Genomic DNA, 26,886 nt, shown 5'->3' with positions numbered 1-26,886 from the left:
CGGGCCACCTCACCGGCGGTTCAGCGCCGGAACATCGCCCGGATCGCCAGCAGCAACAGCAGGCCGCCGACCACCAGGCCGAGCAGGCGTACGCCGGGGATGTCGGCCGGGCTGGTCGCGTCGCTCAGCAGCAGCAGCTCCATCCCCGCACTCTCGCCGGACAGCGCTCCCAAGGCAACTGTAAGGTTTATTGACTATTCCCGGGTGCGAGTGTGACCATGGCTGAACCGTCGGGTGACGGTACGAAGTGGAGGAGAGCAGGCATGAGGGCGTCCAACGGAAACCTGGCGGCGCTGGCGAACGCGGTGCTGCAGCCCGGTTTCGTCGGGACGGTCCCGCCCGACTGGGTCCGTCGCCTCCTCGGCGAGGGGCTCGGCTCGGTCGTCCTGTTCAGCCGCAACGTCGTAGACCCGGAGCAGGTCAGCGCGCTGACCGCGGCCCTGCGGGCGGAACGCCCGGAGGTGATCGTCGCGATCGACGAGGAGGCCGGCGACGTCACCCGGATCGAGTGGGTACGGGGCAGTTCCCGGCCGGGTAACCTGGCCCTCGGCATGGTGGACGACCCGGCGCTGACCGAGGAGGTGGCCCGTGATCTCGGCGCCGAACTCGCCGCCGCCGGAGTGACCCTGAACTACGCCCCGGACGCGGACGTGAACTCCAACCCGGACAATCCGGTGATCGGGGTGCGCTCCTTCGGCGCCGACGCCGCCCTGGTGTCCCGGCACACCACCGCCTGGGTACGCGGCCTGCAGTCCAGCGGGGTCGCCGCCTGCGCCAAGCACTTCCCGGGCCACGGCGACACCCATGTCGACTCCCACCACGATCTGCCCCGGATCACCGCCGACCGGGCCCGCCTGGCGGCCGTCGAGCTGGCCCCCTTCCGGGCCGCGGTCGCCGCCGGGGTGCAGGCGGTGATGACCGGTCACCTGCTGGTGCCGGCGCTGGACCCGCAGCTCCCGGCCACCCTGAGCAGTCGGATCCTCGGTGGCCTGCTCCGGGAGGAGTTGGGCTTCCAGGGGGTGGTGGTGACCGACGGGATGGAGATGCGGGCGGTGTCCGGCCGGTACGGCCTGCCCGGGGCGGTGGTCCGGGCCCTGGCCGCCGGAGCGGACGCGATCTGTGTCGGCGGCGAACACGCCGACGAGCAGGTCGTCGACCAGCTGCGGGAGGCCATCGTCGGCGCGGTCGTCTCCGGGGAACTGCCGGAGGAACGACTGGCCGAGGCGGCCAAGCGGGTCGGCCAACTGGCCGCCTGGACGGTGGCCGCCCGAACCGCGACGGTCGACGGCCGGAACGGGTCGGTCGAGGGCCGGACCGGGTCGGGCGACGGCTGGGCCGAGGGGGCCGGTTCGCGGGTCGGGCTGGCCGCCGCCCGCCGGGCGGTCCGGGTCACCCACACCGACGGGCAGCGGACCCTGCCCCTGGACGGCGCCGCGCATGTGGTGGAGTTCGCCCCACCCCACCACCTGGCCATCGGTACGGACACCCCCTGGGGGGTGGCCACCCCCCTGGCCGAGTTGCTGCCGGGCACCACCGGAGTCCGCTACACCGAGGAGGCCACCCCGGCCGATCCCAGCGCCGGGGCCGCCGGCCGCCCCCTGGTCCTGGTCGTGCGGGACCTGCACCGGCACTCCTGGATGCGGGCCGCGGTCGACCGGGCCCTGGCCACCCGACCCGACGCGGTGGTGGTGGAACTGGGGGTCCCCGCCCTGGTCACCGGGCCGGTGCACATCGCCACCCACGGCGCCACCCGGGCCTGCGGGCGGGCCGCGGCCGAGGTGCTCAGCGGGGTCGCCGGCACCCCCGGCTGGTGATCAGGTCGCGTACCGATGGGGATTCGCGGGTCTTGCGTACCCTTGGCGGCGTGATGAACCGACCCTCCGCCGGTAAGACTCCCCCCACCTCCCCCCGTAGGCTCGCCGGTCTGCTGGCCGGGCTGGCCCTGGGCGCCGCCCTGCTGGCCGGTTGCAGCTCCGAAGGGGCCAGCACCGACTGTGGGCTGGACGCCTGCACGGTGACCTTCGACCGTGGGGTCGAGGCCAACGCCAACATTCTCGGTGTCGAGGCCAAGCTGGTCGGCGTCCAGAACGACCAGGTCACCCTCGACATCGCCGGTGAACAGTTGACCCTCACCGTCGGCCAGCAGGCCACCGAGGTCGGTGGTCTCGCGGTCACCCTGGACAGCGTCACCGATTCCCAGGTCGCGGTGCGAATCTCCCGCAACCCGAGCTGACGGTCACCACGGGCGGCGGCGCCACGTTTGGAAATCTTCGCGTCCGGTGATTGAGAGCCCATGTCTCTCACCCGGAACGCCGAAGCCACCGCCGCCCGTACGGCCGACAGCCGGTGGCTGGAACTCCTCGCCCGGGCCGGTTTCATCGGCTACGGGATCGTCCACCTGTTGTTCGGCTGGCTGGTCCTCCAGCTCGCGTTCGGCAAGTCTGCCGACGACGGCGACCAGTCCGGCGCGCTGCGTACCCTCGCGGCGCAACCCATGGGCAAGTTCCTTGTAGTCGCGATCGCCGTCGGGATGCTGGCCATGGCGATCTGGCAGGCCCTGGAGGCGGCTGTCGGGCACCACGCCGCCCAGGGCAATGACCGGACCAAGGAGCGGGTCGTCTCCGCCGCCCGGACGGTCATCTACCTCTGGCTGGCCTGGACGGCCTGGAAGGTCTTCTCCAACGCCAACTCCGACAGCGCCTCCCAGCAGGAGGAGCTCACCGCCCGGATGATGGAGTCCACCGGTGGCCGCTGGCTGGTCGGCCTGGCCGGCCTGGTGCTCGCCGGGATCGGGGTGGGCATGGTCATCTACGGGGCCAAGAAGAAGTTCATGAAGCGGCTGAAGACCGGCGAGATGAACGCCCGGACCACCCAGCTCGCCCGCCGTCTGGGCATGGCCGGCTACATCTCCCGAGGCAGCGCCTTCGCGGTCACCGGTCTGCTGGTCGTGCTGGCCGCGGTCAACTACGACCCGGAGAAGGCCCGAGGGCTCGACGCCGCTCTGCGTACCCTGCGTGACCAGCCCTTCGGCACCATTCTGCTGCTCCTGATCGGCCTGGGCATCGCCGCCTTCGGCGTCTACTGCTTCCTCCAGTCCCGCTACCGCAAGGTCTGATCCTCCGGCCGGCCACCGCCTCCCAGCGGTGGCCGGCGGCGGCGATCCGAGGCACGATAGCCCCTTTGTGCGGATCTTGCCGTCGGCTCGGAGGAGGAGCAACACGTGCACAGCTACCTGGTTACGGTCGTCGCCGCGCTCGCTGCGGCGGCGACCGCCGTCGTCGTCGTAGAGGTGGTGCATCGGCTGATCAAACGGTGGGGCCGCCGTTCGGTGCTGCTGACCGAGTTGGCCGAGCACGCCCACCGGGCCGCCCAGGTGGCCGCGACCGTGTTGGCGGTGCAGTTCGCCATCCGGTTCAGCACCGGGTATGCCGTCGGCACCGCCTGGCGTCAGGTGCTGCTGCATCTGCTGGTGCTCGCGGTCATCGCCGCCACCGCCTGGCTGGTCACCTCCCTGCTGGTGGTGGTCGAGGACACCGCCCTGGCCCGGTTCCGGGTAGACGTGCCGGACAACCGCCAGGCCCGCCGGGTGCGTACCCAGGTGGTCATGCTCCGCCGGGTCACCATCGTGGTGATCGTGATCCTCACGGTCGGCGTGATGCTGATGACCTTCCCGGCCGTACGCGGCATCGGCGCCGGGGTCCTGACCAGCGCCGGTGTGGTCGGTATCGTCGCCGCCCTGGCCGCCCAGAGTCTGCTCGGCAACCTCTTCGCCGGGCTGCAACTGGCCTTCAGCGACGCAGTCCGGCTGGACGATGTGGTGGTGGTCGAGGGGGAGTGGGGTCGCATCGAGGAGCTGACCCTCACCTACGTGGTCGTGCAGATCTGGGACGACCGGCGGCTGATCCTGCCCACCTCCTACTTCATCAGCACCCCCTTCCAGAACTGGACCCGGACCGAGGCCGCCGTGCTGGGCACGGCCGAGTTCGAGGTCGACTGGTCGGTCCCGGTGCAGGCCATGCGGGAGGAGTTGCGTCGCCTGGTGGAGGGCACCGAGCTGTGGGACGGCCGGGTCTGCGTACTCCAGGTGACGGACGCCACCGGCGGCATGATCAAGATTCGGGCGTTGGTGAGCGCCGGCAGCGCCGGGGCCCTGTGGGACCTGCGCTGTCTGGTCCGGGAACACCTGGTGGCGTGGGTACGCGACCACCGGCCCACCGCGATGCCCCGGCTGCGCGCCGAGGTCGGCGACGGTGCCGGCACCCTGCCCTGGCAGTGGGTACGACCCGCACGGGCGCCCCGCCGGCACGCCGAGGTGCCGGACGACGCGCGCCTGTTCGGCGGCAGTGACGACGGCGAGGCCCGCAGCGAGGCCTTCGTCGGCCCGGAGGAGCCCGCACAGGCCCGCCACTGACCCCCCGCCCGGCCGGGCCGCGCCGCTGGGTCCCCGGCTGCTCGGGGCAGAGAAACCGCCCTGATCCGGAGGGAAACCACCGGAGGCCGGGTTTGTCGCCGGGTTTTCCGGGGACCTGCTGCGGGACGCTTCTGTCCCATCTCTCGGTGCCTGCCGCCGGGCGGAAAGTCGACCATCCGCAGGCAGGATTGACCGGCGCCGAGTTCGGGCATACAGCGCGAAGATGAACGAGAGGGGGACAGCATGGCCGACGTGGCGAACATCCGGGCATCCCACAACGGGAGGACATCCCACAATGGGCGGACGCCCCACAGTGGGGGCGAACCGTCCACCGCCGAGTTGGTCCAGCGGGCGGCCGAGCAGGTCTCCCGCCTGGTACGCGACGAACTGACGCTGGCCCGCGCCGAGGTGACGGAGAAGGGCAAGCGGGCCGGCATCGGGGTCGGTCTGCTGGCCGGGGGCGGGGTCTTCGCGTTCTTCGGTCTCACCGCGCTGATCACCACCGCGATCCTGCTGCTGGCCCTGGTGCTGCCGGCGTGGGCCGCCGCCCTGATCGTGGGGGTGGTCATGTTCCCGATCGCCGGGGTGCTCGCCCTGATCGGACGACGGGAGCTTCGTCGGGCGGTGCCGCCGGTGCCGCAGGCCACCGTGCGCAGCCTGCGCGCCGACGTCGACGTGGTCAGCGCCGCCGTCCGGGACAGGGGGCGGGCATGACACGCAACGGCAGCGGTGACACCGAGGCGCTGCGGGAGGAGATCCAGCGCACCCGGGTCGAGCTGGGCGAGACGATGGAGGCGCTGGCCGCCAAGGCGGACATCAAGAAGCGGCTGAAGTCCTCTGCGGACCAGACCCGGGAACGGGTACGGGACCAGGCCGCGGTGACGGTGGCGCGGATGCGCGCGCAGACCGGGATGCGGCGCGACGCCACCACAGGCAGCGCCCGCAGTGGTCCGGCGCCCTTCCTGGCGCTGGCCGCCGGGGCGGTCGTCGCCGCAGTGATTCTGGCCATCATCCAGGGGAGGCGTGGATGAGCAACACAATCGGCAAGGCGGCCTACCGACCGGTCGGCGTGCTGATGGGGCTGGCCGCCGGTGCCCTCGCCGGCGTCATCTTCCGTCAGGTGTGGAAGATGACCGCCGGGGACGGTGAGGCGCCCAACCCCACCGACGAGGACCGCCGGTGGGCCGAGATCCTGGCCGCCGCCGCCTTGCAGGGTGCCATCTTCTCGGTGGTACGGGCCGCTGTGGACCGGGGTGGAGCGGTCGGGGTACGCCGGTTGACCGGCAGTTGGCCCGATTAGACCCGCCCGGTAAGGGGCCCTTCGACTCATGCGCGGCCACCACCTAGTGGGCCTGACCTATCCGTCAGGTCACATGTCGGAGAATTTCGTCCGGTAGGCTGTGCAGAGTTTTTGCGTACGTGGTTTGCTATTCCACGCTGTTGAGAGATGGCGTGGGTTGAGAGAAGTCTCCTTCACCGGGGGCCGCCTCAGGCGCCGCTGCTCGAAAACGGCCAACCGGCCGCACCGGCGTGCTTGGCCGCCAGTTTTAGAAGGAGATACAGATGGCGCAGGGAACCGTGAAGTGGTTCAACGCAGACAAGGGCTTCGGCTTCATCACCGTCGATGGCGGGGGTGCTGACGTGTTCGTCCACTTCTCGGCCATCCAGACCAGCGGCTACCGCTCGCTGGAGGAGAACCAGCGGGTGGAGTTCGAGATCGCCCAGGGCCAGAAGGGTCCGCAGGCCGAGCAGGTCCGCCCCCTCTGACAACACCGGTCGGCGGCTGCCGGCCAGTGGCGAGGCCGCCCCAGACATCGGTGTGAAGCCCCGCGTTCCTACCGGACGCGGGGCTTTCCCGTGCGCGGGGCCCTTTCGTGCTTGGCCCGGGGCGAATCCACCTCCGACCGTGCCGGCCGCATCCGGTACCGGACCCTGAGGTCCGGTACGGGGTCAGCGGCGGTTGCGGGCCCGTACCCCCAGCCAGAGCAGGACCAGGCCGGCCACCATCAGCACCGGGCCGATCACGGCCCAGATCCGCTGGCCGGCCATCACACTGCCCTCGACATAGCCCAGCCCCTGCACCGTGCAGGCCGCGCCAAGGACCACCCCCAGCAGGCCGAGGGTCAGCCGGAACCAGCCGCTCATCACGACCTGTTTGTCCTCGGGCCGGTCGGTGACCCCGCCGGCCGGTTCGTTCACCATCGGTGATGCACCTGCGGTCGGATCAGCTCGTCGTAGACCGAGGTCACCTCGGCCAGTTCCGATGTCGACAGTGGCGGCTGACCGGCTGCGGCGACATTGGCGCGGGCCTGTGCCCCGTCCCGGGCCCCCGGGATGACCACGGTGACCCCCGGCTGGTCGAGCACCCAGCGCAGGGCGAACTGGGCCATCGTCCGGTCGTCGCCGACCAGGGGGGCCAGCCGGCGTACGGCGGCCAGGCCGGTGGCGAAGTCGACACCGGAGAAGGTCTCCCCGACATCGAAGGCCTCCCCGTGCCGGTTGAACGACCGGTGGTCGTCCGCGGCGAAGGTGGTGTGCTCGTCGTAGCGGCCGGAGAGCAGCCCACTGGCCAGCGGAACGCGGGCGATGATGCCGACCCCGGCGCTGGCGGCGGCCGGCAGCACCCGCTCGATCGGCTTGTGGCGCAGCGCGTTGAGGATGATCTGGACGCTGGCCACCCCGGGTCGGGCGATCGCGGTCAGGGCCTCCTCGCAGGTCTCCACACTGACCCCGTACCCGGCGATGCGCTTCTCCTCGACCAGGGTGTCCAGGGCGTCGAAGACCGTGTCGTCGGCGAATACCACCGTCGGGGGGCAGTGCAACTGCACCAGATCCAGAGTGTCCATTCCGAGGTTCGCCCGGGACCGGTCGGTCCAGGCCCGGAAATTGTCCAGGGTGTACGCCTCGGGGGCCTGCGGTACCCGGCGGCCCATCTTGGTGGCCACCGTCAGTGCGGCCTCCGGGTGGGCGGCGCGGAACCGCCCGATCAGCTGCTCGCTGCGTCCGTCGCCGTACACGTCCGCGGTGTCCAGGAAGGTGACCCCGGCCTCGACGGCGGCGCTGAGCACCTGCATCGCGTCGTCCTCGCTGACCGTGCCCCAGTCGGCGCCGAGCTGCCAGGCGCCCAGGCCCACCACGCCGGCCTGCCGGCCGAGTCGGGGGAAGGTGCGTTGCTCCATGGGGCGAGCCTAGTGGCCACGGTTGCCCCGGGCCGGGCCGGGCCGTAATCTAGCAAGACGTACGTACGGTTTTTATTTGTGTGGGGTCTGGATGTGGGCCCGAAGGTCTGTCGGCCTGGCAGGCCGACCTGCTCCCGTGGCCGCCCGCCGAGCCGGTCTCCGAGTCGCTGGTCGCCGCCGACTGCACCGTGGACGCCTGGGAGACTGTCTATGTGCACCTGCTGGCGGCCCCGCCCGACGCGGACCATCCGGTGTTGACCTGGATGGAGGGCACCGCCCTGCGCCCGGTCCGGGCCGCGCTGGACCCCGCCCGCTGGTCGGCCTTCCGGGCCGCCCTGGGAGTACGCCTGACCGAGGCGTACCCGGTGCGGCAGGGGCAGGTGTACTTCCCGTTCCGCCGGATCTTCGTCGTCGCCCGGACCGGCGCCAGCGCCCAGGAGAGTCTGTGACCGATCTGCCTACCTTCATCGCCGGACTGCCCAAGGTGGAGCTGCACGTGCACCACGTCGGCTCCGCCCTACCCCGGATCGTGGCCGAGCTGGCCGCCCGGCACGAGGGACGCACCCCGGTCCCGGCGGATCCGCAACTGCTGGCGGACTACTTCGTGTTCCGCGACTTCGCACACTTCATCGAGCTGTACCTCAGCGTCGTGGATCTGATCCGCGACCAGGAGGACGTCTGGATCCTCACCCACGAGGTGGCCCGGGAGTTGGCCCGCCAGCAGGTCCGCTACGCCGAGCTGACGGTGACCCCGTACTCGCACGTGCACCGGGGCATCCCCGCTGAGGCCTTCTGCGAGGCCATCGAGGACGCCCGCAAGCGGGCCGCCGCCGACTTCGGCATCGAGCTGCGCTGGTGCTTCGACATCCCGGGGGAGGCAGGCCTGGCCGCCGCCGAGGAGACCCTGCGGATCTGTCTGGAGCAGCGACCGGAGGGGCTGGTCAGCTTCGGTCTGGGCGGGCCGGAGATCGGGGTGCCCCGCCCGCAGTTCAAGCCCTACTTCGACCAGGCCCGGGCGGCCGGGCTGCGGTCGGTGCCGCACGCCGGGGAGACCACCGGCCCGCAGACCGTCTGGGACGCCCTGCGCGAGCTGGGGGCCGAGCGGATCGGGCACGGCATCTCCGCCGCCGGAGACCCCAAGCTGCTGGAACACCTGGCCGAGCGGCAGATCCCGATGGAGGTGTGCCCGACCTCCAACGTGCGGACCCGGGCGGTGCCGCGCATCGAGGAGCACCCCCTGCCCCGGCTGGTCGAGGCCGGGCTGCTGGTGACCATCAACTCCGACGACCCGCCGATGTTCGGCACCACCCTCAACGACGAGTACGCCGTGGCGGCCCGCCTGCTGGAGGCCGGTCCGGCGCAGGTGGCGCAGTTGGCCCGCAACGCGGTGACCGCGTCCTTCCTGGACGAGACCGGCAAGCGGCGGATCCTCGAGGAGATCGACGCCTACCTGGCCGCCGCGTCGGCCTGAGGTCCCGGAGCCGATTTAGAGGCGCGCGGCGGAAGAAAGGTATGTGGGGGGACCGTGTCTCCCGCCGCGCGCACGGCTCCACCGGCCGATGCGCTGGGAGCGGAAGGCCGGGGAACTGCTGGTTTCGCACCGAATCCTGACAGTGCTCGGCCGGTGCCGGGTGGGGATTAATCCGGATCTAAGGAAGACTTGCGCCGGGGCACAACCCGAACGGTCATCCCCGGATCTTCCGGGCGATTCAGCTGTCCGTAGGACGCTGTCGGGGCCACCGGCGTCCACTGCTCTTCTGCTCCCGGGCCATCCGGCCCACCAGGCCGAACCGGCTGACCTGCCGGGGGGTCGCCTCCGGGTCGGCCAGCAGCATCACCACGCTGGCCCCGCCCAGCCGCGCCCGGTCGATGCTCACCGAACCGTTGGCCTGCAAGGCCACCCGCTTGGCGATGTCCAACCCCAGACCGGTGGAACCCTGGTCGCTGGCACCCCGGCGCAGGGCCCGGTCCGCATCGGGGATGCCCGGCCCGGCGTCATCGATCCGGATGGCCACGTACCCGTCGCGCCGGGAGACCGCCACCTCGAAGGCGGTGCCCTGCGGGGTGTAGCGGAACACGTTGCCGATCACCGCGTCCAGGGCGGCGGCCAGCTCCGCCCGGGGCACCGGCGCGGGGATCCGCAACTGGGCCCCGATCACCCGGTATGGGCGGTTCTGGTCACCGGCCAGGGCGGCCCAGAAGACCATCCGCTCCCGGACCACCTCGCTCACATCACACATGGCCGGACCGGCCTCGGTGGCCACCGCCTTGCGGGTGGTCTTGATCAGGGTGTCGATCTCACCCTCCAGGGTGACGATCGCCTGCCGGATCCGCCGGATCCCCCGCCGGTGATCCAGCTCCGCCTGGCTGAACGATCCCACGCTGGTGTCGTCGGACTCCAGGGCCTCGGCATCCAGGCGCAACACCGTCAGGGGGGTACGCAGCCGGTGCGACAGATCCGCCACGAGTTCCCGTTCCTCCGTGCGGGCCGCGACGAAACGCTCCGCCATCCGGTTGAAGGCGTGGCCCGCCTCGGCCAGCTCCCGGGGGCCGCTGGGTTCGACCCGTACCCCCAGGTCGCCGTCGCTCACCGCCAGGGCCGCCTTGACCAGATCCCGGGTGGCGTCCACCGCCCGGACGGCCACCCGGTCCACCACCAGCACGGCGGCGCCCACCAGGGCCACGGCCACCCCGGCCAGCAGCAGCCACCGGTTGCCGGCGCCCTCGTCCAGGGCGGAGTCGGAGACGAAGACCTCCACCACGGCGGTACGGTCGGCCAGCACCACCGGATCCAGCCGCAGCACGCCCCCGTCGACCTCCAGCACCAGGGACCGCCGCTCGGAGCGGGCCTGCGCCAACTGCCCGGCCTCGGCGCGTCCGGCCGAGGGGACGTCTTCCAGGCCGTGCACGACCGGGCGGGTCGCCGGATCGTCGCCACTGGCGTCGATCGCCCGGGCCACCACCTCGGGCTTGGTGCTCACCGCCAGGGCCCCGGTCACCAGGGCGCTGCGTCGGGCCGCGTCGGCGATCGCCTCCTCCCGGGCCTGTGCGCCCAGGGTCAGCCCCAGCGGCACCAGGAAGGTCAGCGCCAGCAGGGCCCCCATCCCGGCCGTCAGCAGGGCCAGCGACCGCCTCAGTCCGGGGTGACCAGCCGAAAGCCCACCCCCCGCACGGTGCGCAGGTAGCGCGGTCTCGCCGCGGACTCGCCCATTTTGCGCCGTAGCCAGTACAGGTGAACGTCGATTGTCTGATCCTCGCCGACCGATGGCTGCCGCCATACCTCCTCCAAGAGCTCCCGCCGGGACACTACCCGGCCCGGGCGGGCGGCGAGATACGCCAGCAGGTCGAATTCCTTTCGGGTCAGCGCCAGGGCCACCCCGTCCAGCTGCGCGCTGCGTTCGCCGAGGTCAACCCGCAGGCCACCGACGGTCAGCACCACCGGCTGCTCCGCCCGACTGGCCCGCCCCACCCGGCGCAGCACGCTGGTGATCCGGGCGTCCAGGTGGGCCCCGGTGAAGGGCTTGACCATGTAGTCGTCCGCCCCGGCGCGCAACAGCCGCACCACGGACTGCTCGTCGTCGCGGGCGGTGGCGATGATGACCGGCACGTCCGTGATGCCGCGCAACATCCGCAGGGCGTCCGAGCCGTCCAGATCCGGCAGCCCCAGATCCAGCACGACGAGGTCAGGTGCCTCCGCGGCGACCCGACGCAGGGCGTCCAGGGCGGTGCCCACCGCGTGCACCGCGTGGCCCCGATCGGTGAGGGAACGAAGCATCGCGCCGCGTACGACGTGATCGTCTTCGACCAGGAGGACGGTGGCCACCCCAGCACGGTACTCGGCGCGACGCACCGGGCGTTGTTGCGGCCCACCCCGGAACCCGCCAAGCTGGTCCAACGATGACCTTCACCCTCTACCCGGACACCCGACTGATGCTGGCCCGGGACAGTCTCGCCGGCCTGTCGGTCGGCGACGCCCTGGGCTCCCAGTTCTTCGTACCCGGCCGGGCCCCCGGGGACCTGGCGGCCGGTCTGCTCCCGCCGCCGCCCTGGCAGTGGACCGACGACACCGAGATGGCCTGCTCGGTACTGACGGCACTGGCCCAGGCCGGCACCATCGACCGGGACACCCTGGCGGTCGACTTCGCCCAGCGGTGCGAACCGTACCGGGGTTACGGCCCGGGTGCGGTGCGCATCCTGCGGTTGATCCGTACCGGCACCCCCTGGCCGGTCGCCGCCGCCTCCGCCTTCGACGGGCAGGGCTCCTGCGGCAACGGCGCGGCGATGCGGGTAGCCCCCCTGGGGGCCTGGTTCGCCGACTCCACCCACCGGGCCGCCGCCCAGGCGCGGGCCTCCGCCGAGGTGACCCACGCCCACCCGGAGGGCATCGCCGGTGCGGTGGCGGTGGCGGTGGCCGCCTCGTTGGCCGCCCGGGCCCGCCTGGACGGGGACCGCCCCGCCCCGGCCCGGCTGCTGGCCGCGGTGGCCGCCGCCCTGGACCCGGCGACCGAGGTGCACCAGGGGGTACGCCGGGCGGGTGGGCTGCTCGGCCGTCCCCTGGCCGAGGTCGTGGCGGCCCTCGGCAACGGTGCCCGGGTCACCGCGCAGGACACCGTGGCCTTCACCCTCTGGGTGGCCGCCACCCACCTGGCGGACTACCCCTCGGCGGTACGGGCCTGTGTCGAGGCGGGCGGGGACGTGGACACCACGGCCGCCATCGTCGGCGGGGTGGTGGCCGGATACACCTCCGTCGGTACCCCCGGCGGGGTTCCCGCCGACTGGCTGGCGGCCCGCGAACCGCTACCCGACTGGGTCGACTGACCCGGATCGGCTCAGCGCCCGGCGCGGGCCGGCTGCTCCCGCCCGGCGGCCGGTGCCGCCGGGTCCTCGGAGAGCACCGAGCGGTCGATGGTGTCGCCGCGACGGCGCCGGCTGATCAGCCAGCCCACCACCGCGCCGCCACCCAGACCGGCGACCAGGCCGGCGGCGAGCAGACTGTTGGCGTTCGGACCGGTGTCGCCCGGGGCGGCCGACCCTGCGGTCGGGGCGGCACCGTGTCCACCGTGCGCGGGGTAGGCCGGGTCGCCCGGGGTCAGGGTCAGCGGCGGCAGCGGACGCTGACCGGGCCCGGCACCCCAGTGCACCTGGAGCCCGTCGGCGTACGTCTGGATCAGCTCGAAGGTCACCTGCTCGGCCTGGGGCAGGGGAGCCATCGAGAAGGCCAGCCGGGCCGGGCCGGCCTCCGCCGGACCGGGGGCCCGGGTCCAGGTCAGGGCGGCCGTGACGACATCGGTGGGCGGGCCGTGCAGGCCGACCACCGGCACCTGGAGCCTGCGGGGGGTGATGGTCGGGGCCCAGCCGGGCACCGACAGCGGATAGACCTCCGCGATCGGCGGGTCCACCGGCATCCGGATCTCGATGCGCTCGGTACGCACCCCCGGCCGTTCGTCCGGCACGGTGAACTCCATCTTCACGGAGTTGCCCTGCTGAGCCTCGGTCGGGGTGAAGCTCACCCCGTCGGCCCAGGCCGCCGTCGGCCAGAGCAGCACCAGGGCGGTGACCAGTACGGCGACCGGCCCGCCCCGGCGTCGACGGCTCCCACCGCAGGTCCTCGCCATCCGGGTCCCCATCCCTGTCCCAGGACCGGAACCGACTCCGGTCACACCAGGTAGTTCGGATGCCGGGCCGGAAAGGTTCAACGACGGCCGGCCCCGGTTCCGGCCGGGGCAACGGGCCCCGGCCGGTATCGGCGGCGCTCGCCTGCGGGGCGACCGATAGCATCACAGGGAGCCGAGATCGGCACCTACCGTCACATCTGCTGCGAGGAGTCTCCCGTGTCCGCACCCCGTACCCCCGCCGTGGCCGACCCCGTCGTCGTCGCCGCCGGGACGACGGCGGCCGACGCGGTGGCCGCCGCCGAACTGCCCACCAGTGGCCCGAAGGCGATCGTGGTGGTCCGCGACCCGCAGGGGATGCTGCGCGACCTGGACTGGAGCCCGGCCGAGGACACCGTCGTCGAGCCGGTCGCCCTCAACTCCCCGGACGGGCTGAACGTGCTGCGGCACTCGACCGCGCACGTCCTCGCCCAGGCGGTGCAGGACATCTTCCCGGAGGCCAAGCTCGGCATCGGCCCGCCGATCGACAACGGCTTCTACTACGACTTCTCGGTCGACAAGCCGTTCCAGCCGGACGACCTGGCCAAGCTCGAGAAGCGGATGCAGGAGATCATCAAGTCCGGGCAGCGGTTCCGGCGGCGCCGGTTCGACAGTCTGGACGAGGCCAAGACCGAGCTGGCCGCCGAGCCGTTCAAGCTGGAACTGATCGACGTCAAGGGTGAGGGGCTGGACTCCTCCGAGGTGATGGAGGTCGGCGGCGGCGAGCTGACCATCTACGACAACCTGGCCGCCACCGAGGACAAGGTCTGCTGGTCGGACCTGTGCCGGGGCCCGCACCTGCCGAACACCCGGCTGATCGGTGCGTTCAAGCTGATGCGTTCGGCCGCCGCGTACTGGCGGGGCAGTGAGAAGAATCCGCAGTTGCAGCGGGTGTACGGCACCGCCTGGCCGACCCGCGACGAGCTGAAGGCGTACCTGAAGCTGCTGGAGGAGGCCGCCCGGCGCGACCACCGCAAGCTCGGCGCGGACCTGGACCTGTTCAGCTTCCCGGACGAGCTGGGCTCCGGCCTGGCGGTCTTCCACCCCAAGGGCGGCATCATCCGTCGGGAGATGGAGAACTACTCGCGGCTCAAGCACGAGCAGGCCGGGTACGAGTTCGTCAACACCCCGCACATCACCAAGGGCCACCTGTACGAGGTCTCCGGGCACCTGGACTGGTACGCCGACGGCATGTTCCCCCCCATGGAGGTGGAGGGGGCCAGCTACTACCTCAAGCCGATGAACTGCCCGATGCACAACCTGATCTTCCGCTCCCGGGGGCGTTCCTACCGGGAACTGCCGCTGCGGATGTTCGAGTTCGGCACGGTCTACCGGTACGAGAAGTCCGGGGTGGTGCACGGCCTGACCCGGGTACGCGGCCTGACCCAGGACGACGCGCACATCTTCTGCACCCAGGAGCAGATGGCCGGCGAGCTGAAGTCGCTGCTGGCCTTCGTGCTGGAACTGCTGCGCGACTACGGCCTGGACGACTTCTACCTGGAGCTGTCCACCCGTAACCCGGAGAAGTCGGTCGGCACGGACGAGAACTGGGAGCGGGCCACCGAGGCCCTGCGCTCGGCGGCCGAGGAGTCCGGGCTGGCCCTGGTGCCGGACCCGGGCGGAGCGGCCTTCTACGGCCCGAAGATCTCCGTGCAGGTCAAGGACGCCATCGGCCGGACCTGGCAGATGTCCACCATCCAGGTCGACTTCAACCTGCCGGAGCGCTTCGGTCTGGAGTACCAGGCCGCGGACGGCACCCGGCAGCGGCCGGTGATGATCCACCGGGCCCTGTTCGGGTCGATCGAGCGGTTCTTCGGGGTGCTCACCGAGCACTACGCCGGTGCCTTCCCGGCCTGGCTGGCCCCGGTGCAGGTGGTCGGCATCCCGATCCGGGACGACCACGCGGACTACCTGCACGGCTTCGTCGCCGCGCTGCGCGCCGAGGGCATCCGGGCCCAGGTGGACTCCGGTGACGACCGGATGCAGAAGAAGATCCGTACCGCCCAGCAGCAGAAGATCCCCTTCATGGTGATCGCCGGGGACGACGACGTGGCCGCCGGCACGGTCTCCTTCCGCTACCGGGACGGCTCGCAGCGCAACGGGGTGCCGTTGACCGAGGCGGTGACCCACGTCCTGGACGTGGTCAAGTCCCGCACCAACATCGGCCCCTCGGCCGCCTGACCCGCCGCGACGGCGGCCCCCCGTTCGGTGGGGCCGCCGTCGCATGGGTGCCTCAGATCCCGCAGCTCGGTGCCGACCAGGACCGGCTGGGCGAGGTGCCCAGGTGGGTGTGGTCGTTGTGTCCGGGGTATCCCGGGCCGAGGATGTTGGTGAACCCGTGGTTGCGGGCCTGCTGGGCCAGCGCGCAGAAGGAGTGCGACCCGACCAGGTCGATCCCGTCGCCGTAGAGGTGTCGGCTGTTGCCGGCGCCGCCGACCGCGCTGTTGCAGGAGTAGCTGCGGAATCCGCTGCTCAAGTAGAGCGGGGCGTTGCCCATGGCCCGGCGCATCGCCTGGAGCTTCCACATCGAGACCAGGGCGTTGAACCGTGCCGTGCTGGCCGGGACCGCGCCGCCGGACCAGTCGCTGTTGCACCGGTTCCACTCGGCGTAGCTGAAGCTGACCGGGGTGCAGTCCGGGTCCTGCAGGGCGTAGATCTGGTTGAAGGTCTGCGCACCGGCCACCCCGTCGGCGGCCAGGCCGTAGGCCTGCTGGAAGCGGATCACCGCCGACCGGGTGGCGGGACCGTACGCCCCGTCCAGGGTGAGCACCGCGCCGTAGCCGGGGTAGCCGGAGACCCGGATCTGCAACTGGCGTACGTCCTCCCCGGTCATGCCGGAGGAGAGGGCTCGACCCCAGGTGTAGCAGGCGTCGGCCTGGGCGGGGGTGCCGGTGGCGGCCACCGCCGCCAGGCTGGCCAGCGCGGCCAGTACGCAGGCGGTGAGGGCACGCCCCAGACGGTGCCGGACGGTACGTCGTTCCACAGCCACTCCAAATCGACGATCTTCGAGGTGAGGGGACTGAAAGTTTTACCGATGTCGATGTAATCGTCAATAAATCCTGGTTTCCATCTGCGAACGGACCTCATCGCCGGCCGCGGTCACCGGATACCGCACGGTGCGGGTGGCGGACCGCCCCCACGCGGTACGTAGGATCGCCGTGTGACTGGGGCGGACGAGCAGCACACCGACAGGGACATGGCAGACGGGCTGGACCGGCTCTGGACCCCCCACCGGATGACCTACATCTCCGGTGAGGACCGGCCCGAGGGGGGCTACGAGAAGCCCTCCGGCTGCCCCTTCTGCCTGGCCCCCGGCCGAACCCAGGAGGAGAGCCTGGTGGTGGCCCGGGGGGAGCACGTCTTCGTGGTGCTCAACCTGTACCCGTACAACCCGGGCCACCTGCTGGTCTGCCCCTACCGGCACGTGGCCGACTACACCGACCTGGACGGGCCGGAGACCACCGAGTTGGCCTCCTTCACCCAGACCGCCATGCGGGTGATCCGCAAGGTCAGCAACGCCCACGGCTTCAACCTGGGGATGAACCAGGGCGGGGTGGCCGGCGCGGGCATCGCCGCCCACCTGCACCAGCACGTCGTGCCCCGATGGGGCGGCGACGCCAACTTCATGCCGGTGATCGGCCGCACCAAGGTCCTGCCGCAGTTGCTCGGTGACACCCGCGACCTGCTCCTGCGCGCCTGGCCCAGCTGAGCAGGCCGTATCGCACGGTGAAGCGGTTCAGGTGAGCCGCGCCAGCGGACCGGTGCGCTCACACCGAAGACCGCGGCACGTGGGACAGATCAGGGGTACGCCGGCAGCGGATTGCGTAGGTAGCCGCGCTGAACTTCGACGTATCGGCGGATGATGGTCCAGCGATGGTCAGTGGAGTGCGAAGTCAGGGAAGTTCTCCAGGCCAGCTTCGGTGGGTTGGTCATTGAGGATGTCATCGACGGCTTCCAACAACTGCGCTGTGCCGTGGACGACGTAGACACCGGGCTTTTCGGCGAACGCCTTGGCCCAGTCGCACTGCATGACCTGATTCGTGAGAACCACGGGGCGGCCGTGCTGGAGGGCGAGTCGGGCCTGAATGCGCGCTCCGCTGGTCTCGCCTGCCTCAACGACAACAGTGGCGACTGCATATCCGCTCATGACGGCGTTGCGCATGGGGAAACTCTGGCGGCTCGGCGGGGCATCGGGCCAGAACTGGGAGATCACCAACCCGACGTCGGCGATGTGGTCCTGGAGGCGTTGGTTGTCTGCGGGGTAGTGCCGGCGGATTCCGGTGCCGATGACGGCGACGGTGCGTCCTCCCGCCTCCAGGGCGGCGGTGTGTGCGGCAGTGTCGATGCCGGCGGCGAGCCCGCTGACCACGGTCACCCCACGTCCCGCCAGGGTGGTGGCGACCGCTTGGGCGATGCGTAGTCCGTCCCTGCTTGCCTTGCGGCTGCCGACGACGGCGACCGCCCGGTCATAGACCCGTAGGTCGCCTCGGCTGAACAGGAGTGGTGGCATCTCACGGATGCCGAGCAGTTGGGCGGGATAGGTGGCGTCGAAGAAGGCGTGGACGCCCCTTCCCGCTGCCAGTCGGCGATCTCGGCGGCGGCAGCGTCGACCAGTTTGGCCGTCGAATCCGTGTCTGGGAAGAGGGTGTCAGATTGGCCGACTGTGCGGTCGAGGACGGCCTTGGCGCTGCCGTTCTCCTGGATGTCCAGGGCCGTCTCCGACCAGCGAGCCTGGGGACGGCGGAGGAGGGCCACCAGGGCGGCCCGCTCGATCGTCGCTGTCATCGACGGCTCAGTCATCAGTCGGTGGTTCGGCGGGGACCAGGAGTTGGGTGCCGGACCAGTTGATGTCGTCGTCCGCGATGGATCTGTGGGGTTCGTCGTCCTCGTCGAGGGTGGAGTAGCTCGCGTAGTAGCGCCCGAAGCCGTAGCCGCCGGTCGCCAGGGTGGCCAGCGCCCACCGCCGGAGCTGGTCGCGCAGCGTGTCGGGATCACGCTCACCGGCCGGCACCTGGATGATTCCGAGCAGGTCGTACCGCTCGTCGCGGGTGCCCGGGTCGACCACCCGGCAGAGCGACAGGGCGTACCGCACCTCCGGCTCCCGGGATATCCACATGACCGCACTCGACATGCCGCCTCCTCCCACTCGTTGTCCGAAACTTAGATGAGGATGCACCTGACAAAGCTTGATATCAAGTGTCACGACGAGAATACTGGGAGCCATCCTCGTCGGAGTGGGAGGTCGTAGATGTCCGTGCCGTCCGCAAGGCCCTCGGGTGTGCGTCAGTCGCCGGTCCAGCCAGGACAGTCGCCGGTCGTGCAGGCGTGGGAGCTGGGAATGCGGCTACGCCAGCGCCGCGAGGAGGTCGGTCTGACCGCAGCGGCGGCTGGTCGCGCCATCGGCATCATCCAGGCGTACGTCTCGGGAGTGGAGTCGGGACGGGTGAAGCTCCCTGCCTCCCGCCTCGCTCGGATCATCGAGGTCTACGAACTGGAGCCGGAGGAGGCGGCCGAGCTGGAGGAGCTGCGCCTGGGCGCCAGTCGACGCGCGTGGTGGCACGAGTACGGCCAGCTCTTTCCGGCCGAGTTCATCCGCTTCCTCGGCTACGAGGCCGGTGCCGAGCACATCCGCTTCTACGACAACGAGCTGGTGCACGGCCTGTTGCAGACCGAGCAGTACGCCCGAGCGGTCATCGCCGGAGGGACGACGACCATCCGCCTGACCGAGGTGGAGCGGCGGGTGACGGCGCGGATGGCCAGGCAGGCGCGACTGCACACCGAGAACCCGCTCCGAATGACGGCGCTGCTCGGCGAGGGCGCACTACGCCAGCAGGTCGGCGGCTCGGCCGTGATGAGCGAGCAGCTTGACCACCTGGTGCGGCTGGCGGTCGAGCGACCAGAGCAGTTCGAGATCCGCGTGCTGCCCTTCGCCGCCGGAGCGCACCCGGCGCTGGGCGGCTCCTTCCAGATCCTGTCGTTTCCGTCTCCCCGGCTGCCCGACCTGGTCTGGCAGGAGGTGCTGACCTCCATCGACATCATCGACCAGTCCACCCGGGTCACCGACTATCAGGTCACCTTCGCCGAGGCGCGCGAGCGGGCGTTAGGCTCGGAAGACTCGCTCGACCTGATCCGCCAGATCGCCAAGGAGATGACGTGACCTCGTCGTACAGCTCCGGGGAGGGCTGGTTCAAGTCCTCCCGTAGCTCCAACAATGCCAACTGCGTCGAGGTGCGGTTCGGTGGCGGTGCGGTGGATGTCCGCGACACCAAGGACCGCAGCGGCCCGATGCTCACCTTCGACGCCTCCGCCTGGGCCGGTTTCCTGACCGGGCTCAAGGCCGACTCAGCGGGCTAGCCCGGCCGTCCTGGACCCTCCGCCCTCTCCGGTTCCGGCGGTCAGCACGGCAGCCGTCGCTGGTCGGACTGCCCTCCCCCGGAGGACCGGGGTGGCGTCAGATGGATGCCGGGAAGTTCGCCTTGGCTGCCTTACCGACCAGAGCGGTCAGGGTGGCATCCACCCCGGCACCGACGAGGCCACCGGCGATCGGGATGCCCTTGGCCAAGGTGATCACGGACCGCTGCGTCCCGTACTTGGCGAGGAGCGCGAAGCCGACTCGCGCGTTGATCTGTCGGATGGCAGTGACCGGGATCGCCTTGATCATTTGCGCGGTCAGCTTCGTTCCGATCTTGACCCCGACCCCGTGGAGGCTGCTCGCCAGCGTCCCGCCTGCCGTGGTGAGCATGATGATGGTCTGGACGTGCGGGTCCGAGATGTCGTAGCCCCGCAGGTGCGCGATCGACCCGACGAGTCGAGCGTTGATCACCAGTGACCCGGCGATGTTCGCGGGGATCGTGACGGGCATGGCCACGAAACCGCCCAGGCCAGTGACGAACCCGTTCGTCGAAGAGGCTGCCACCGACTCCATGATCAGTCGATCGATCACCCGCTCGACTGCTGCTTCCCGCGCCTTACCGTCCAGGGCTTGGCCGTCGGAGTCGATGATCGAGCCCTCTGTGGCCGGGAGGGCCTTGCTGAGCCGGTCCTGTGCATAGGTGACCGATCCGGTGATCGGGCCGACCCCATCTCGGACGACCTTGACCGTCATGTCCTGGAAGAAGCGAACCATGGCATTGGACTTGTCCTCACCACGTTCGCCCGGGTCGCCTTCGTTCGCTTCCATGATTCTCCGTTTCACTGGCTAGAAAGAGAGCGTCGGTCGGGTGAAGGTGCAGAGTAGAGGACCGTCCATAGAAGATCTACATAAGACGGATGTCCGACGCCGGCCACTCGCCGTGGCCGAACCGGGTGCTTTCCGCGGCGGATTGATCCGTGCGGCCCGGTCCCTCGTACGGATGATCGTGATGAATATCTGCCCAGCACCGCCCTGGGGATGGCACGATGCGCCGGTGGCGGAGTCGAGACGGACGCTGGGTCGCAGCGGCATCGGGGTCAGCGCCCTGGGCATGGGCTGCTGGGCGATAGCCGGTCCCTGGGCGGAGGGGCGTACCCCCCTGGGCTGGGGGGCGGTCGACGACGCCGAGTCGGTACGGGCGATCCGCCGGGCCCTGGACCTGGGGGTGACCCTGTTCGACACCGCGGACACCTACGGCGCCGGGCACGGCGAGCGCCTCCTGGGGCGGGCCCTGGCCCGGCGGCGCGACGGAGCCGTGATCGCCACCAAGTGGGGCTACACCTTCGACGAGCAGACCCGACAGGCCACCGGTACGGACCCCTCACCGGCCTACCTGCACCGGGCCGTACGGGCCTCGCTGCGGCGGCTGGGCACCGACCGGATCGACCTGTATCAACTGCACCTGGCCGACCTGCCGGTGGCCCGGGCCCAGGAGCTGATCGGCACCCTGGAGGAGCTGGTCACCGAGGGCCTGATCCGGGCGTACGGCTGGAGCACCGACCGCACCGACCGGGCCGCCGCCCTCGGCGACGCCCCGCACGCCGCCGCCGTGCAGCACAGCCTGTCGGTGCTGCGCGACGCCCCGGAACTGCTCGACCTGTGCGAGAAGTACGACCTGGCCAGCGTCAACCGGGGGCCGCTGGGCATGGGGCTGCTCACCGGCAAGTACCACCCCGCCTCGATCCTGCCCCACGACGACATCCGGGGTATGACCTCAGGCTGGTTGGAGTGGTTCCGGGGTGGTCGTCCCGCCCCGGAGTGGCTGCGCCGGGTGCAGGCCGTCCGGGAGGCGTTGACCGCCGACGGCCGTACCCTGGCCCAGGGGGCGCTGGGTTGGATCTGGGCCCGCAGCGACCGGACCATCCCGATCCCAGGCTGCCGCACGGTGGCCCAGGTCGAGGAGAACGCCGCCGCGCTGACCCTGGGCCCACTCACCCCGGACCACTTCGCCGAGGTCGAACACCGACTGGCCGCCCTGCGCGCCGCCGCCCTGCGGGCCGCCGACCGCCCCTACTGGCCCAGCCCGATGCTCCCCACCGCCCGCCCCTGACCGTCCCGGCCCTCGGCCCGGCCCTCGGGCGGGCGGCCCTAACCGGGGTACGCCCGCCACCCGGCCTCAGGCGTGCTCCTTGCGGACCTGGTCCGCCAGGTGCTCCGGCATGGGGTCGTACCGCACGAAGTGGCGGCGGAAGGTGCCCGCCCCGGCGGTCAACGCCCGCAGTTCGACGGCGTAGCGCAGCAGCTCCGTGGCGGGCACCTCGGCCCGGACCAGGCTGCGCCCCTCGGCCTGCGGGTCCGGTTCCGTGCCGAGCACCCGGCCCCGACGGCCGGACAGGTCACCCAGCACGGTGCCCACGCTGCCGTCCGGCACCCGCACGGTCACCTCGTCGACCGGCTCCAGCAGCACCGGTCGGCCCTTGCCGGCGGCGTCGCGCAGGGCCAGGGCCCCGGCGGTCTGGAAGGCCGCGTCGGAGGAGTCGACACTGTGCGCCTTGCCGTCGACCAGGGTCACCCGCAGGTCCACCACGGGGTGTCCGGCGAGCAGGCCGCGTTCCATCTGGGCGCGTACCCCCTTCTCCACCGAGGGGATGTAGTTGTGCGGGACCGCCCCGCCGACCACCCGGTCGACGAACTCGAAGCCGGCGCCCCGGGGCAGCGGCTCCACCTCGATGTCGCAGACCGCGTACTGGCCGTGCCCGCCGGACTGCTTGACATGCCGGCCGTGCCCGGCCGCCGGTGCGGTCAGGGTCTCCCGCAGCGCCACCTTGACCGGCTCGGTGTCCAGCTCCACCCCGCCGGCGCGCAGCCGGTCCAGGACCACGTCAGCGTGCGCCTCGCCCATGCACCAGAGCACCAGTTGATGGGTCTGCGGGTTGCGTTCCAGCCGCATCGTCGGGTCGCCGGCCACCAGGCGGCCCAGGTTGCGGGCCAGTGCGTCCTCATCCGAGCGGGTCCGGGCCACGATCGCCACCGGCAGCAGCGGCTCCGGCATCTCCCACGGGGCGATCAGCAGGGGGTCCTCCTTGGCGGAGATGGTGTCCCCGGTCTCCGCGCTGCCGGACTTGGTGATCGCGCAGATGTCCCCGGCCACCGCCGCACCGACCTCACGCAGGGTGGCGCCCAGCGGGCTGTAGAGGTGCGCGACCCGCTCGTCGGCGTCGTGGTCGGGGTGGCCGCGTTCGGCCAGCCCGTGCCCGGCGATGTGCACCGTCTGGTCCGGGCGCAGGGTGCCGGAGAAGACCCGCACCACGCAGACCCGGCCGACATGCCGGTCGATGGTGGTCTTGACCACCTCGGCGACCAGGGGACCCTCCGGGTCGCAGGTCAGCGGCGGCCGGGGGGAGCCGTCCACCCCGGTGACCGCGGGCAGGGTGTGCTCCAGCGGCGAGGGGAAACCGGCGGTGAGCACCTCCAGCAGGGCGTCCACCCCTACCCCGGTGGCCGCGCAGACCGGTACCACCGGGTAGAAGTGGCCCCGGGCCACGGCCTTCTCCAGGTCCTCGACCAGGACGGCGGGGTCGATCTCCTCCCCGGCCAGGTACCGGTCCATCAGGGTCTCGTCCTCGCTCTCGGCGATGATCCCCTCGATGAGTTCGTCCCGGGACTCCGTGATGGCCGGCAGGTGCTCCGGGTCGGGCTCACGCACCTGGGCGGGCAGCCCCTCCGTGTAGTCGAAGACCCGCCGGGTGATCAGCCCCAGCAGGCCGGCGGTGGAGACCCCGTCATCGCCGAGCATCGGCAGGTACAGCGGCAGCACGTTGTCGCCGAAGACCCGCTGGCACAGCGCCACCGCCTCGTCGAAGTCGGCGCGGGGGTGATCCAGCCGGGCCACCGCCACCGCCCGGGGCATGTCGACCGCGGCGCACTCCTCCCACAGGGCGGCGGTGGCGGCGTCCATCCCGTCCACCGCGGAGACCACGAACAGGGCGGCGTCGGCGGCCCGCAGCCCGGCCCGCAACTCGCCGATGAAGTCGGCGTACCCGGGGGTGTCCAGCAGGTTGACCTTGATGCCGTCGTGCATCAGCGGCGCACAGGCCAGGGCGACCGACCGCTGCTGGCGTACGGCCGCGGGGTCGTGGTCGCAGACCGTGGTGCCCTCGGCGACCGAACCGGCGCGGGAGATGGTGCCGGTGGCCGCCAGCAGCGCCTCGACCAGGGTGGTCTTGCCCGCACCGGAGTGCCCGACGAGCACCACGTTGCGAATCTTCGCCGGGTCCGTCACCACCGGCACCCCGGTGGCGTGCTTGTCCTGACTCTTCTGCGCCATCGGGCGCACCTCCCTCAGCCGGTGGTGGCGACCGCCGCGCGCGACGGGATGCGGCCCGGACGGGGTACCGCGGCGATCATCCTCCGGTGGTTCGCCCCGGACCGGGCAGTCAACGGGCGGTCGGGTGAGCTGGGTCACCCTCCCCCCCTCGATCCCACACCCGATGGCCGACCGGCACAACCCTCTTGGCTAGGACCGGCGTTGTTGCCGTCGCCGGGCCGACCGTTATCGTGGGACCGCCATGGCGAAGATCTTCCAAGTGTCGGTCCGCGCGGGGATGACCCGCGTCGTCGAGCCGATTGCCCGCCGCCTCCTGCGCGCGGGCGTGTCCCCCAACGCGGTCACCGTCGCGGGCACCGTAGGGGTGCTCGTCGGCGCCCTCGGCTTCGGCGCCCGCGGCCACCTGGTCGCCGGTGCGCTGATCGTGACGGTCTTCGCGCTCACCGACATGCTCGACGGGACGATGGCCCGGATGAGTGGCGGATCCACCCGATTCGGCGCGTTCCTGGACTCCAGCATGGATCGGGTGGCAGACAGCGCGGTGTTCGGCGCGGTCGCGTTCTACCTGGCCGGGCAGGGGGACCGCGCCGGCACGGCCGCCGCGTTGATCTGCCTGGCCGCCGGTGGACTCGTCTCGTACGTCAAGGCCCGCGCCGAAGGGCTCGGCATGAGCGGCAACGTCGGCATCGCCGAACGCACCGAGCGGTTGCTGATCGTCGGGATCGGTGGCCTGCTCGCCGAACTGGTCCACCCGGTGGCCCTGCCGATCGCCCTGTGGCTGCTGGCGGCGGTGTCCCTGTTCACCGTGGGGCAGCGGATGCGGTTCGTCTACCGGCAGGCCCAGCAGGTCGACGTGCCGGGCGGCCAGGGGTGAGCGGCACAGCCCGACCCCGGGGGTGCCGGTGAATCTCACCGAACTCGGCTACGTCGCCGGCTGGCGACTGGTCCGGGCCCTGCCCCGCCCGGTGGCCGCGGCGGCCTTCAACGCCGGTGCCGACCGGGCCCACCGTCGTCGGGGCGCCGGCGTCACCCGGCTGCGGGCCAACCTGCGCCGGGTGGTCGGCCCGGAGCTGCCCGAGGCCGAACTGGACGACCTGGTCCGCGCGGGCCTGCGGTCGTACGCCCGCTACTGGATGGAGGCCTTCCGGCTGCCCTCGCTGAGCCGGGAGCAGGTGCTGTCCACCTTCCGGCTGGACGGCGCCGAGCTGCTCGCCGCCGACGTGGCCGCCGGACGGGGTGCGGTGGTGGCCCTGCCACACGCCGGCAACTGGGACCTGGCCGGGGCCTGGGTGGTGGCCAACGGCTGGCCGCTGTCCACGGTCGCCGAGCGGCTCAAGCCGGAGGCGGTCTACCAGCGGTTCGTGGCCTTCCGGGAAGGGCTGGGCATGGAGATCCTGCCCACCACCGGTGGTCACCGGCCACCCCTGGACGTGCTGACCGACCGGCTCAACGCCGGGGCGGTGGTGCCGCTGCTGGCCGACCGGGACCTGTCCGCCCGCGGGGTGGAGGTCAGTTTCTTCGGCGGCCGGACCCGGATGCCGGCCGGTCCGGCTCTGCTGGCGTTGCGCACCGGAGCGCCGCTGTATGTGGCCTCGTTGTGGTACGAACCGGATGCGGCCCGCGCGGCGATCGAGGGTCCGCTGCCGGTGCCGGGTCCGGAAGAAGGCGCCCTGGACACCCGGGTCCGGTCGCTGACCCAGCTGATCGCCGACGGTCTGGCGGCGGGCATCGCGCGGCATCCGCAAGACTGGCATATGTTGCAGCGGATGTGGCTGGACTGAGGGGACGGGCGCAATGCGGATCGGCATCGTCTGTCCGTACTCCTTCGATGTGCCGGGCGGGGTGCAGAACCACGTCATGGACCTCGCCGAGGCGTTGATCGGGCTCGGCCACGAGGTGAGCGTGCTCGCCCCGGCGGACGAGGACGTCCCCCTGCCGTCGTACGTGGTCTCGGCCGGTAGGTCGGTGCCGCTGCCGTACAACGGCTCGGTGGCCCGGATCGCCTTCGGCCCGGTCTCCACCGCCCGGGTCCGCCGGTGGATCACCCGGGGCGACTTCGACGTGCTGCACGTGCACGAGCCGCTGACCCTGAGCATCTCCATGCTCGCGGTGCTCTCCGCCCGCGGGCCGGTGGTGGCCACCTTCCACACCGCGATGACCCGGTCCCGGGTGCTGTCGGCCGCCCAGGGGGCCCTGCAGATCGTGCTGGAACGGATCACCGCCCGGATCGCGGTGAGTGCCCTGGCCCGCAAGGTGCAGGTGGAGCACCTCGACGGCGGTGCGGTGGAGATCCCCAACGGGGTGGCGGTGGCCAAGTTCGCCGGAATGCCCCCGCTGCCCGGCTGGCCGGGGGAGTGCGGCCCGGGTAGCGGCGGCACCCTGGGCTTCCTGGGCCGGTTCACCGAGTCCCGCAAGGGCTTCCCGATCCTGCGGGACGCCTTCGTCGAGCTGGCCCCCCGGCGACCCGGGCTGCGCCTGCTGGTCGCCGGCCCCGGCGACCCGGACGACCTGTTCGACCGGTTTCCCCCCGAGCTTCGGGACCGGGTCACCTTCCTGGGGCTGGTGCCCGAGGCGGAGAAGGCCCGGATGCTGCGCAGCGTGCACCTCTACGTGGCGCCGAACACCGGGGGCGAGTCCTTCGGCATGATCCTCACCGAGGCGTTGGCCGCCGGTACCACCGTGGTCGCCAGCGACCTGGACGCCTTCCGCCGGGTGCTGGACAACGGACGGGCCGGACGGTTGTTCCCCACCGGTGACGCCGCCGCCCTGGGCCGTACCCTCGCCGAACTGCTGGACGATCCGGCCGCCCGGGCGGAGTTGACCGCCTGCGGCGACCAGGTGGTGGCGAATTTCGACTGGCCCGTGGTTGCCCGCCGGGTTCTGGAGGTATACGCAGCAGCGATCGAGGCGACCGACGGGCGGGTGATCGACCAGGAGTGGGTGGGACTGGACTGACCGGGAGGAAC

Annotated in this window: 29 protein-coding genes and 1 pseudogene; 19 read left to right on the top strand and 11 right to left on the bottom strand. The window is 71.6% G+C overall.

Translation table 11 applies throughout. From position 1 onward, the window contains the following. Positions 1-20: 20 nt before the first annotated feature. A complete protein-coding gene (locus OIE53_RS12920; RefSeq protein ID WP_327026845.1) occupies positions 21-143 on the bottom strand; it encodes a hypothetical protein in 123 nt (40 codons plus the stop codon). Between the two features lie 120 nt (positions 144-263). On the opposite strand from OIE53_RS12920, the gene OIE53_RS12915 reads away from it, so the two are divergent. The 8 genes from OIE53_RS12915 (at position 264) to OIE53_RS12880 (ending at position 6,178) form a co-directional block, all read left to right on the top strand. Continuing rightward, the gene (locus OIE53_RS12915) at positions 264-1,814 is read left to right on the top strand and encodes a glycoside hydrolase family 3 protein (protein WP_327026844.1); all 1,551 of its coding nucleotides are present in this window, start codon (positions 264-266) and stop codon (positions 1,812-1,814) included. 53 nt (positions 1,815-1,867) lie between these two features. Then, positions 1,868-2,233: a hypothetical protein gene (locus OIE53_RS12910; protein ID WP_327027174.1), complete on the top strand. Its 366-nt coding sequence runs from the start codon at positions 1,868-1,870 to the stop codon at positions 2,231-2,233. A gap of 60 nt (positions 2,234-2,293) precedes the next feature. Beyond that, positions 2,294-3,115, top strand: coding sequence for a DUF1206 domain-containing protein (locus OIE53_RS12905; RefSeq protein WP_327026843.1), 822 nt, complete (start codon positions 2,294-2,296; stop codon positions 3,113-3,115). A gap of 105 nt (positions 3,116-3,220) precedes the next feature. Then, positions 3,221-4,411, top strand: coding sequence for a mechanosensitive ion channel family protein (locus OIE53_RS12900; RefSeq protein ID WP_327026842.1), 1,191 nt, complete (start codon positions 3,221-3,223; stop codon positions 4,409-4,411). A 243-nt stretch (positions 4,412-4,654) separates the two neighbouring features. After that, on the top strand, positions 4,655-5,125 hold the full coding sequence (locus OIE53_RS12895) for a phage holin family protein (protein WP_327026841.1): 471 nt from the start codon (positions 4,655-4,657) through the stop codon (positions 5,123-5,125). Continuing rightward, complete coding sequence (locus OIE53_RS12890; RefSeq protein WP_327026840.1) at positions 5,122-5,442, top strand: DUF3618 domain-containing protein; 321 nt, start codon at positions 5,122-5,124, stop codon at positions 5,440-5,442. Before OIE53_RS12895 ends, OIE53_RS12890 begins: the two co-directional genes overlap by 4 nt. Beyond that, positions 5,439-5,711 carry a DUF4235 domain-containing protein gene (locus OIE53_RS12885; protein ID WP_327026839.1) on the top strand — a complete coding sequence of 91 codons (273 nt, stop codon included), beginning with the start codon at positions 5,439-5,441 and terminating at the stop codon, positions 5,709-5,711. Before OIE53_RS12890 ends, OIE53_RS12885 begins: the two co-directional genes overlap by 4 nt. 263 nt (positions 5,712-5,974) lie before the next feature. Further along, complete coding sequence (locus OIE53_RS12880) at positions 5,975-6,178, top strand: cold-shock protein (RefSeq protein ID WP_007458127.1); 204 nt, start codon at positions 5,975-5,977, stop codon at positions 6,176-6,178. Positions 6,179-6,361: 183 nt separating this feature from the next. Here OIE53_RS12880 and OIE53_RS12875 read toward each other — a convergent pair whose 3' ends face one another. Both OIE53_RS12875 and OIE53_RS12870 read right to left on the bottom strand, forming a co-directional pair. Continuing rightward, complete coding sequence (locus OIE53_RS12875; protein WP_393339995.1) at positions 6,362-6,613, bottom strand: hypothetical protein; 252 nt, start codon at positions 6,611-6,613, stop codon at positions 6,362-6,364. Next, positions 6,607-7,590: an aldo/keto reductase gene (locus OIE53_RS12870; RefSeq protein WP_327026838.1), complete on the bottom strand. Its 984-nt coding sequence runs from the start codon at positions 7,588-7,590 to the stop codon at positions 6,607-6,609. Before OIE53_RS12870 ends, OIE53_RS12875 begins: the two co-directional genes overlap by 7 nt. Before the next feature lie 113 nt (positions 7,591-7,703). Here OIE53_RS12870 and OIE53_RS12865 point away from each other — a divergent pair. Both OIE53_RS12865 and OIE53_RS12860 read left to right on the top strand, forming a co-directional pair. Further along, positions 7,704-8,039, top strand: a pseudogene (locus OIE53_RS12865) (trans-aconitate 2-methyltransferase); the annotation flags it as partial. Further along, entirely contained in the window at positions 8,036-9,061 is a 1,026-nt protein-coding gene (locus tag OIE53_RS12860; protein ID WP_327026837.1) for an adenosine deaminase, read from the top strand. The pseudogene OIE53_RS12865 and the gene OIE53_RS12860, both read left to right, overlap by 4 nt. Positions 9,062-9,299: 238 nt before the next feature. Here OIE53_RS12860 and OIE53_RS12855 read toward each other — a convergent pair whose 3' ends face one another. Further along, a complete protein-coding gene (locus tag OIE53_RS12855) occupies positions 9,300-10,694 on the bottom strand; it encodes a HAMP domain-containing sensor histidine kinase (protein WP_327026836.1) in 1,395 nt (464 codons plus the stop codon). Between the two features lie 29 nt (positions 10,695-10,723). Next, a complete protein-coding gene (locus OIE53_RS12850; protein WP_327026835.1) occupies positions 10,724-11,413 on the bottom strand; it encodes a response regulator transcription factor in 690 nt (229 codons plus the stop codon). A gap of 74 nt (positions 11,414-11,487) precedes the next feature. Between OIE53_RS12850 and OIE53_RS12845 the strand changes: the two genes are divergently transcribed. After that, positions 11,488-12,408: an ADP-ribosylglycohydrolase family protein gene (locus OIE53_RS12845; RefSeq protein WP_327026834.1), complete on the top strand. Its 921-nt coding sequence runs from the start codon at positions 11,488-11,490 to the stop codon at positions 12,406-12,408. A gap of 11 nt (positions 12,409-12,419) precedes the next feature. Here the strand turns inward: OIE53_RS12845 and OIE53_RS12840 are convergent, their stop codons facing one another. Next, entirely contained in the window at positions 12,420-13,205 is a 786-nt protein-coding gene (locus OIE53_RS12840) for a DUF1775 domain-containing protein (RefSeq protein ID WP_327026833.1), read from the bottom strand. Positions 13,206-13,421: 216 nt separating this feature from the next. Here OIE53_RS12840 and thrS point away from each other — a divergent pair, with 216 nt between their 5' ends. Continuing rightward, the gene (gene thrS, locus OIE53_RS12835) at positions 13,422-15,422 is read left to right on the top strand and encodes a threonine--tRNA ligase (RefSeq protein WP_327026832.1); all 2,001 of its coding nucleotides are present in this window, start codon (positions 13,422-13,424) and stop codon (positions 15,420-15,422) included. A gap of 52 nt (positions 15,423-15,474) precedes the next feature. Here the strand turns inward: thrS and OIE53_RS12830 are convergent, their stop codons facing one another. Further along, entirely contained in the window at positions 15,475-16,224 is a 750-nt protein-coding gene (locus tag OIE53_RS12830; protein ID WP_327026831.1) for a D-Ala-D-Ala carboxypeptidase family metallohydrolase, read from the bottom strand. 213 nt (positions 16,225-16,437) lie between these two features. On the opposite strand from OIE53_RS12830, the gene OIE53_RS12825 reads away from it, so the two are divergent. Then, positions 16,438-16,950: an HIT family protein gene (locus tag OIE53_RS12825; protein WP_327027172.1), complete on the top strand. Its 513-nt coding sequence runs from the start codon at positions 16,438-16,440 to the stop codon at positions 16,948-16,950. A 168-nt stretch (positions 16,951-17,118) separates the two neighbouring features. Here OIE53_RS12825 and OIE53_RS12820 read toward each other — a convergent pair whose 3' ends face one another. Both OIE53_RS12820 and OIE53_RS12815 read right to left on the bottom strand, forming a co-directional pair. Further along, positions 17,119-17,751 (bottom strand): DNA-processing protein DprA, encoded by a 633-nt coding sequence (locus tag OIE53_RS12820; RefSeq protein ID WP_327026830.1) that lies wholly within the window; start codon positions 17,749-17,751, stop codon positions 17,119-17,121. Positions 17,752-18,033: 282 nt separating this feature from the next. Beyond that, positions 18,034-18,372: a hypothetical protein gene (locus OIE53_RS12815; protein WP_327026829.1), complete on the bottom strand. Its 339-nt coding sequence runs from the start codon at positions 18,370-18,372 to the stop codon at positions 18,034-18,036. Between the two features lie 186 nt (positions 18,373-18,558). Between OIE53_RS12815 and OIE53_RS12810 the strand changes: the two genes are divergently transcribed. Continuing rightward, complete coding sequence (locus OIE53_RS12810; protein WP_327026828.1) at positions 18,559-19,398, top strand: DUF5753 domain-containing protein; 840 nt, start codon at positions 18,559-18,561, stop codon at positions 19,396-19,398. Continuing rightward, the gene (locus OIE53_RS12805; RefSeq protein WP_327026827.1) at positions 19,395-19,595 is read left to right on the top strand and encodes a DUF397 domain-containing protein; all 201 of its coding nucleotides are present in this window, start codon (positions 19,395-19,397) and stop codon (positions 19,593-19,595) included. The genes OIE53_RS12810 and OIE53_RS12805 overlap by 4 nt, the downstream gene beginning before the upstream one ends. Positions 19,596-19,692: 97 nt before the next feature. On the opposite strand, the gene OIE53_RS12800 is transcribed toward OIE53_RS12805, so the two are convergent. Further along, complete coding sequence (locus OIE53_RS12800; protein WP_327026826.1) at positions 19,693-20,421, bottom strand: EcsC family protein; 729 nt, start codon at positions 20,419-20,421, stop codon at positions 19,693-19,695. Between the two features lie 283 nt (positions 20,422-20,704). Here OIE53_RS12800 and OIE53_RS12795 point away from each other — a divergent pair, with 283 nt between their 5' ends. After that, positions 20,705-21,703 carry an aldo/keto reductase gene (locus OIE53_RS12795; protein ID WP_327027171.1) on the top strand — a complete coding sequence of 333 codons (999 nt, stop codon included), beginning with the start codon at positions 20,705-20,707 and terminating at the stop codon, positions 21,701-21,703. A gap of 66 nt (positions 21,704-21,769) precedes the next feature. On the opposite strand, the gene OIE53_RS12790 is transcribed toward OIE53_RS12795, so the two are convergent. Continuing rightward, the gene (locus tag OIE53_RS12790) at positions 21,770-23,920 is read right to left on the bottom strand and encodes an elongation factor G-like protein EF-G2 (RefSeq protein WP_327026825.1); all 2,151 of its coding nucleotides are present in this window, start codon (positions 23,918-23,920) and stop codon (positions 21,770-21,772) included. A 241-nt stretch (positions 23,921-24,161) separates the two neighbouring features. Here OIE53_RS12790 and pgsA point away from each other — a divergent pair, with 241 nt between their 5' ends. From pgsA to OIE53_RS12775, 3 genes are read left to right on the top strand one after another with little or no spacing between them, the layout of a single operon-like run. Next, the gene (gene pgsA / locus OIE53_RS12785) at positions 24,162-24,794 is read left to right on the top strand and encodes a phosphatidylinositol phosphate synthase (RefSeq protein ID WP_327026824.1); all 633 of its coding nucleotides are present in this window, start codon (positions 24,162-24,164) and stop codon (positions 24,792-24,794) included. Between the two features lie 28 nt (positions 24,795-24,822). After that, on the top strand, positions 24,823-25,701 hold the full coding sequence (locus tag OIE53_RS12780; protein ID WP_327026823.1) for a phosphatidylinositol mannoside acyltransferase: 879 nt from the start codon (positions 24,823-24,825) through the stop codon (positions 25,699-25,701). Between the two features lie 13 nt (positions 25,702-25,714). Then, a complete protein-coding gene (locus OIE53_RS12775) occupies positions 25,715-26,875 on the top strand; it encodes a glycosyltransferase family 4 protein (RefSeq protein WP_327026822.1) in 1,161 nt (386 codons plus the stop codon). The last annotated feature ends 11 nt before the right edge of the window (positions 26,876-26,886 follow it).

The sequence above is a fragment of the Micromonospora sp. NBC_01739 genome, assembly GCF_035920385.1.
In the GTDB taxonomy this organism is placed as follows: domain Bacteria; phylum Actinomycetota; class Actinomycetes; order Mycobacteriales; family Micromonosporaceae; genus Micromonospora.
This window is presented reverse-complemented; position numbering and strand designations above follow the sequence as displayed.

Bases quoted from the DNA above. Each gene is read 5' to 3' on its own strand.
- OIE53_RS12920 (WP_327026845.1), bottom strand. From the start codon at position 143: ATGGAGCTGCTGCTGCTGAGCGACGCGACCAGCCCGGCCGACATCCCC.
- OIE53_RS12915 (WP_327026844.1), top strand. From the start codon at position 264: ATGAGGGCGTCCAACGGAAACCTGGCGGCGCTGGCGAACGCGGTGCTG.
- OIE53_RS12910 (WP_327027174.1), top strand. From the start codon at position 1,868: ATGAACCGACCCTCCGCCGGTAAGACTCCCCCCACCTCCCCCCGTAGG.
- OIE53_RS12905 (WP_327026843.1), top strand. From the start codon at position 2,294: ATGTCTCTCACCCGGAACGCCGAAGCCACCGCCGCCCGTACGGCCGAC.
- OIE53_RS12895 (WP_327026841.1), top strand. From the start codon at position 4,655: ATGGCCGACGTGGCGAACATCCGGGCATCCCACAACGGGAGGACATCC.
- OIE53_RS12890 (WP_327026840.1), top strand. From the start codon at position 5,122: ATGACACGCAACGGCAGCGGTGACACCGAGGCGCTGCGGGAGGAGATC.
- OIE53_RS12885 (WP_327026839.1), top strand. From the start codon at position 5,439: ATGAGCAACACAATCGGCAAGGCGGCCTACCGACCGGTCGGCGTGCTG.
- OIE53_RS12880 (WP_007458127.1), top strand. From the start codon at position 5,975: ATGGCGCAGGGAACCGTGAAGTGGTTCAACGCAGACAAGGGCTTCGGC.
- OIE53_RS12875 (WP_393339995.1), bottom strand. From the start codon at position 6,613: ATGGTGAACGAACCGGCCGGCGGGGTCACCGACCGGCCCGAGGACAAA.
- OIE53_RS12870 (WP_327026838.1), bottom strand. From the start codon at position 7,590: ATGGAGCAACGCACCTTCCCCCGACTCGGCCGGCAGGCCGGCGTGGTG.
- OIE53_RS12855 (WP_327026836.1), bottom strand. From the start codon at position 10,694: ATGGGGGCCCTGCTGGCGCTGACCTTCCTGGTGCCGCTGGGGCTGACC.
- OIE53_RS12845 (WP_327026834.1), top strand. From the start codon at position 11,488: ATGACCTTCACCCTCTACCCGGACACCCGACTGATGCTGGCCCGGGAC.
- OIE53_RS12840 (WP_327026833.1), bottom strand. From the start codon at position 13,205: ATGGCGAGGACCTGCGGTGGGAGCCGTCGACGCCGGGGCGGGCCGGTC.
- OIE53_RS12825 (WP_327027172.1), top strand. From the start codon at position 16,438: ATGGCAGACGGGCTGGACCGGCTCTGGACCCCCCACCGGATGACCTAC.
- OIE53_RS12820 (WP_327026830.1), bottom strand. From the start codon at position 17,751: ATGCCACCACTCCTGTTCAGCCGAGGCGACCTACGGGTCTATGACCGG.
- OIE53_RS12815 (WP_327026829.1), bottom strand. From the start codon at position 18,372: ATGTCGAGTGCGGTCATGTGGATATCCCGGGAGCCGGAGGTGCGGTAC.
- OIE53_RS12800 (WP_327026826.1), bottom strand. From the start codon at position 20,421: ATGGAAGCGAACGAAGGCGACCCGGGCGAACGTGGTGAGGACAAGTCC.
- OIE53_RS12795 (WP_327027171.1), top strand. From the start codon at position 20,705: ATGGGCTGCTGGGCGATAGCCGGTCCCTGGGCGGAGGGGCGTACCCCC.
- OIE53_RS12790 (WP_327026825.1), bottom strand. From the start codon at position 23,920: ATGGCGCAGAAGAGTCAGGACAAGCACGCCACCGGGGTGCCGGTGGTG.
- pgsA (WP_327026824.1), top strand. From the start codon at position 24,162: ATGGCGAAGATCTTCCAAGTGTCGGTCCGCGCGGGGATGACCCGCGTC.
- OIE53_RS12775 (WP_327026822.1), top strand. From the start codon at position 25,715: ATGCGGATCGGCATCGTCTGTCCGTACTCCTTCGATGTGCCGGGCGGG.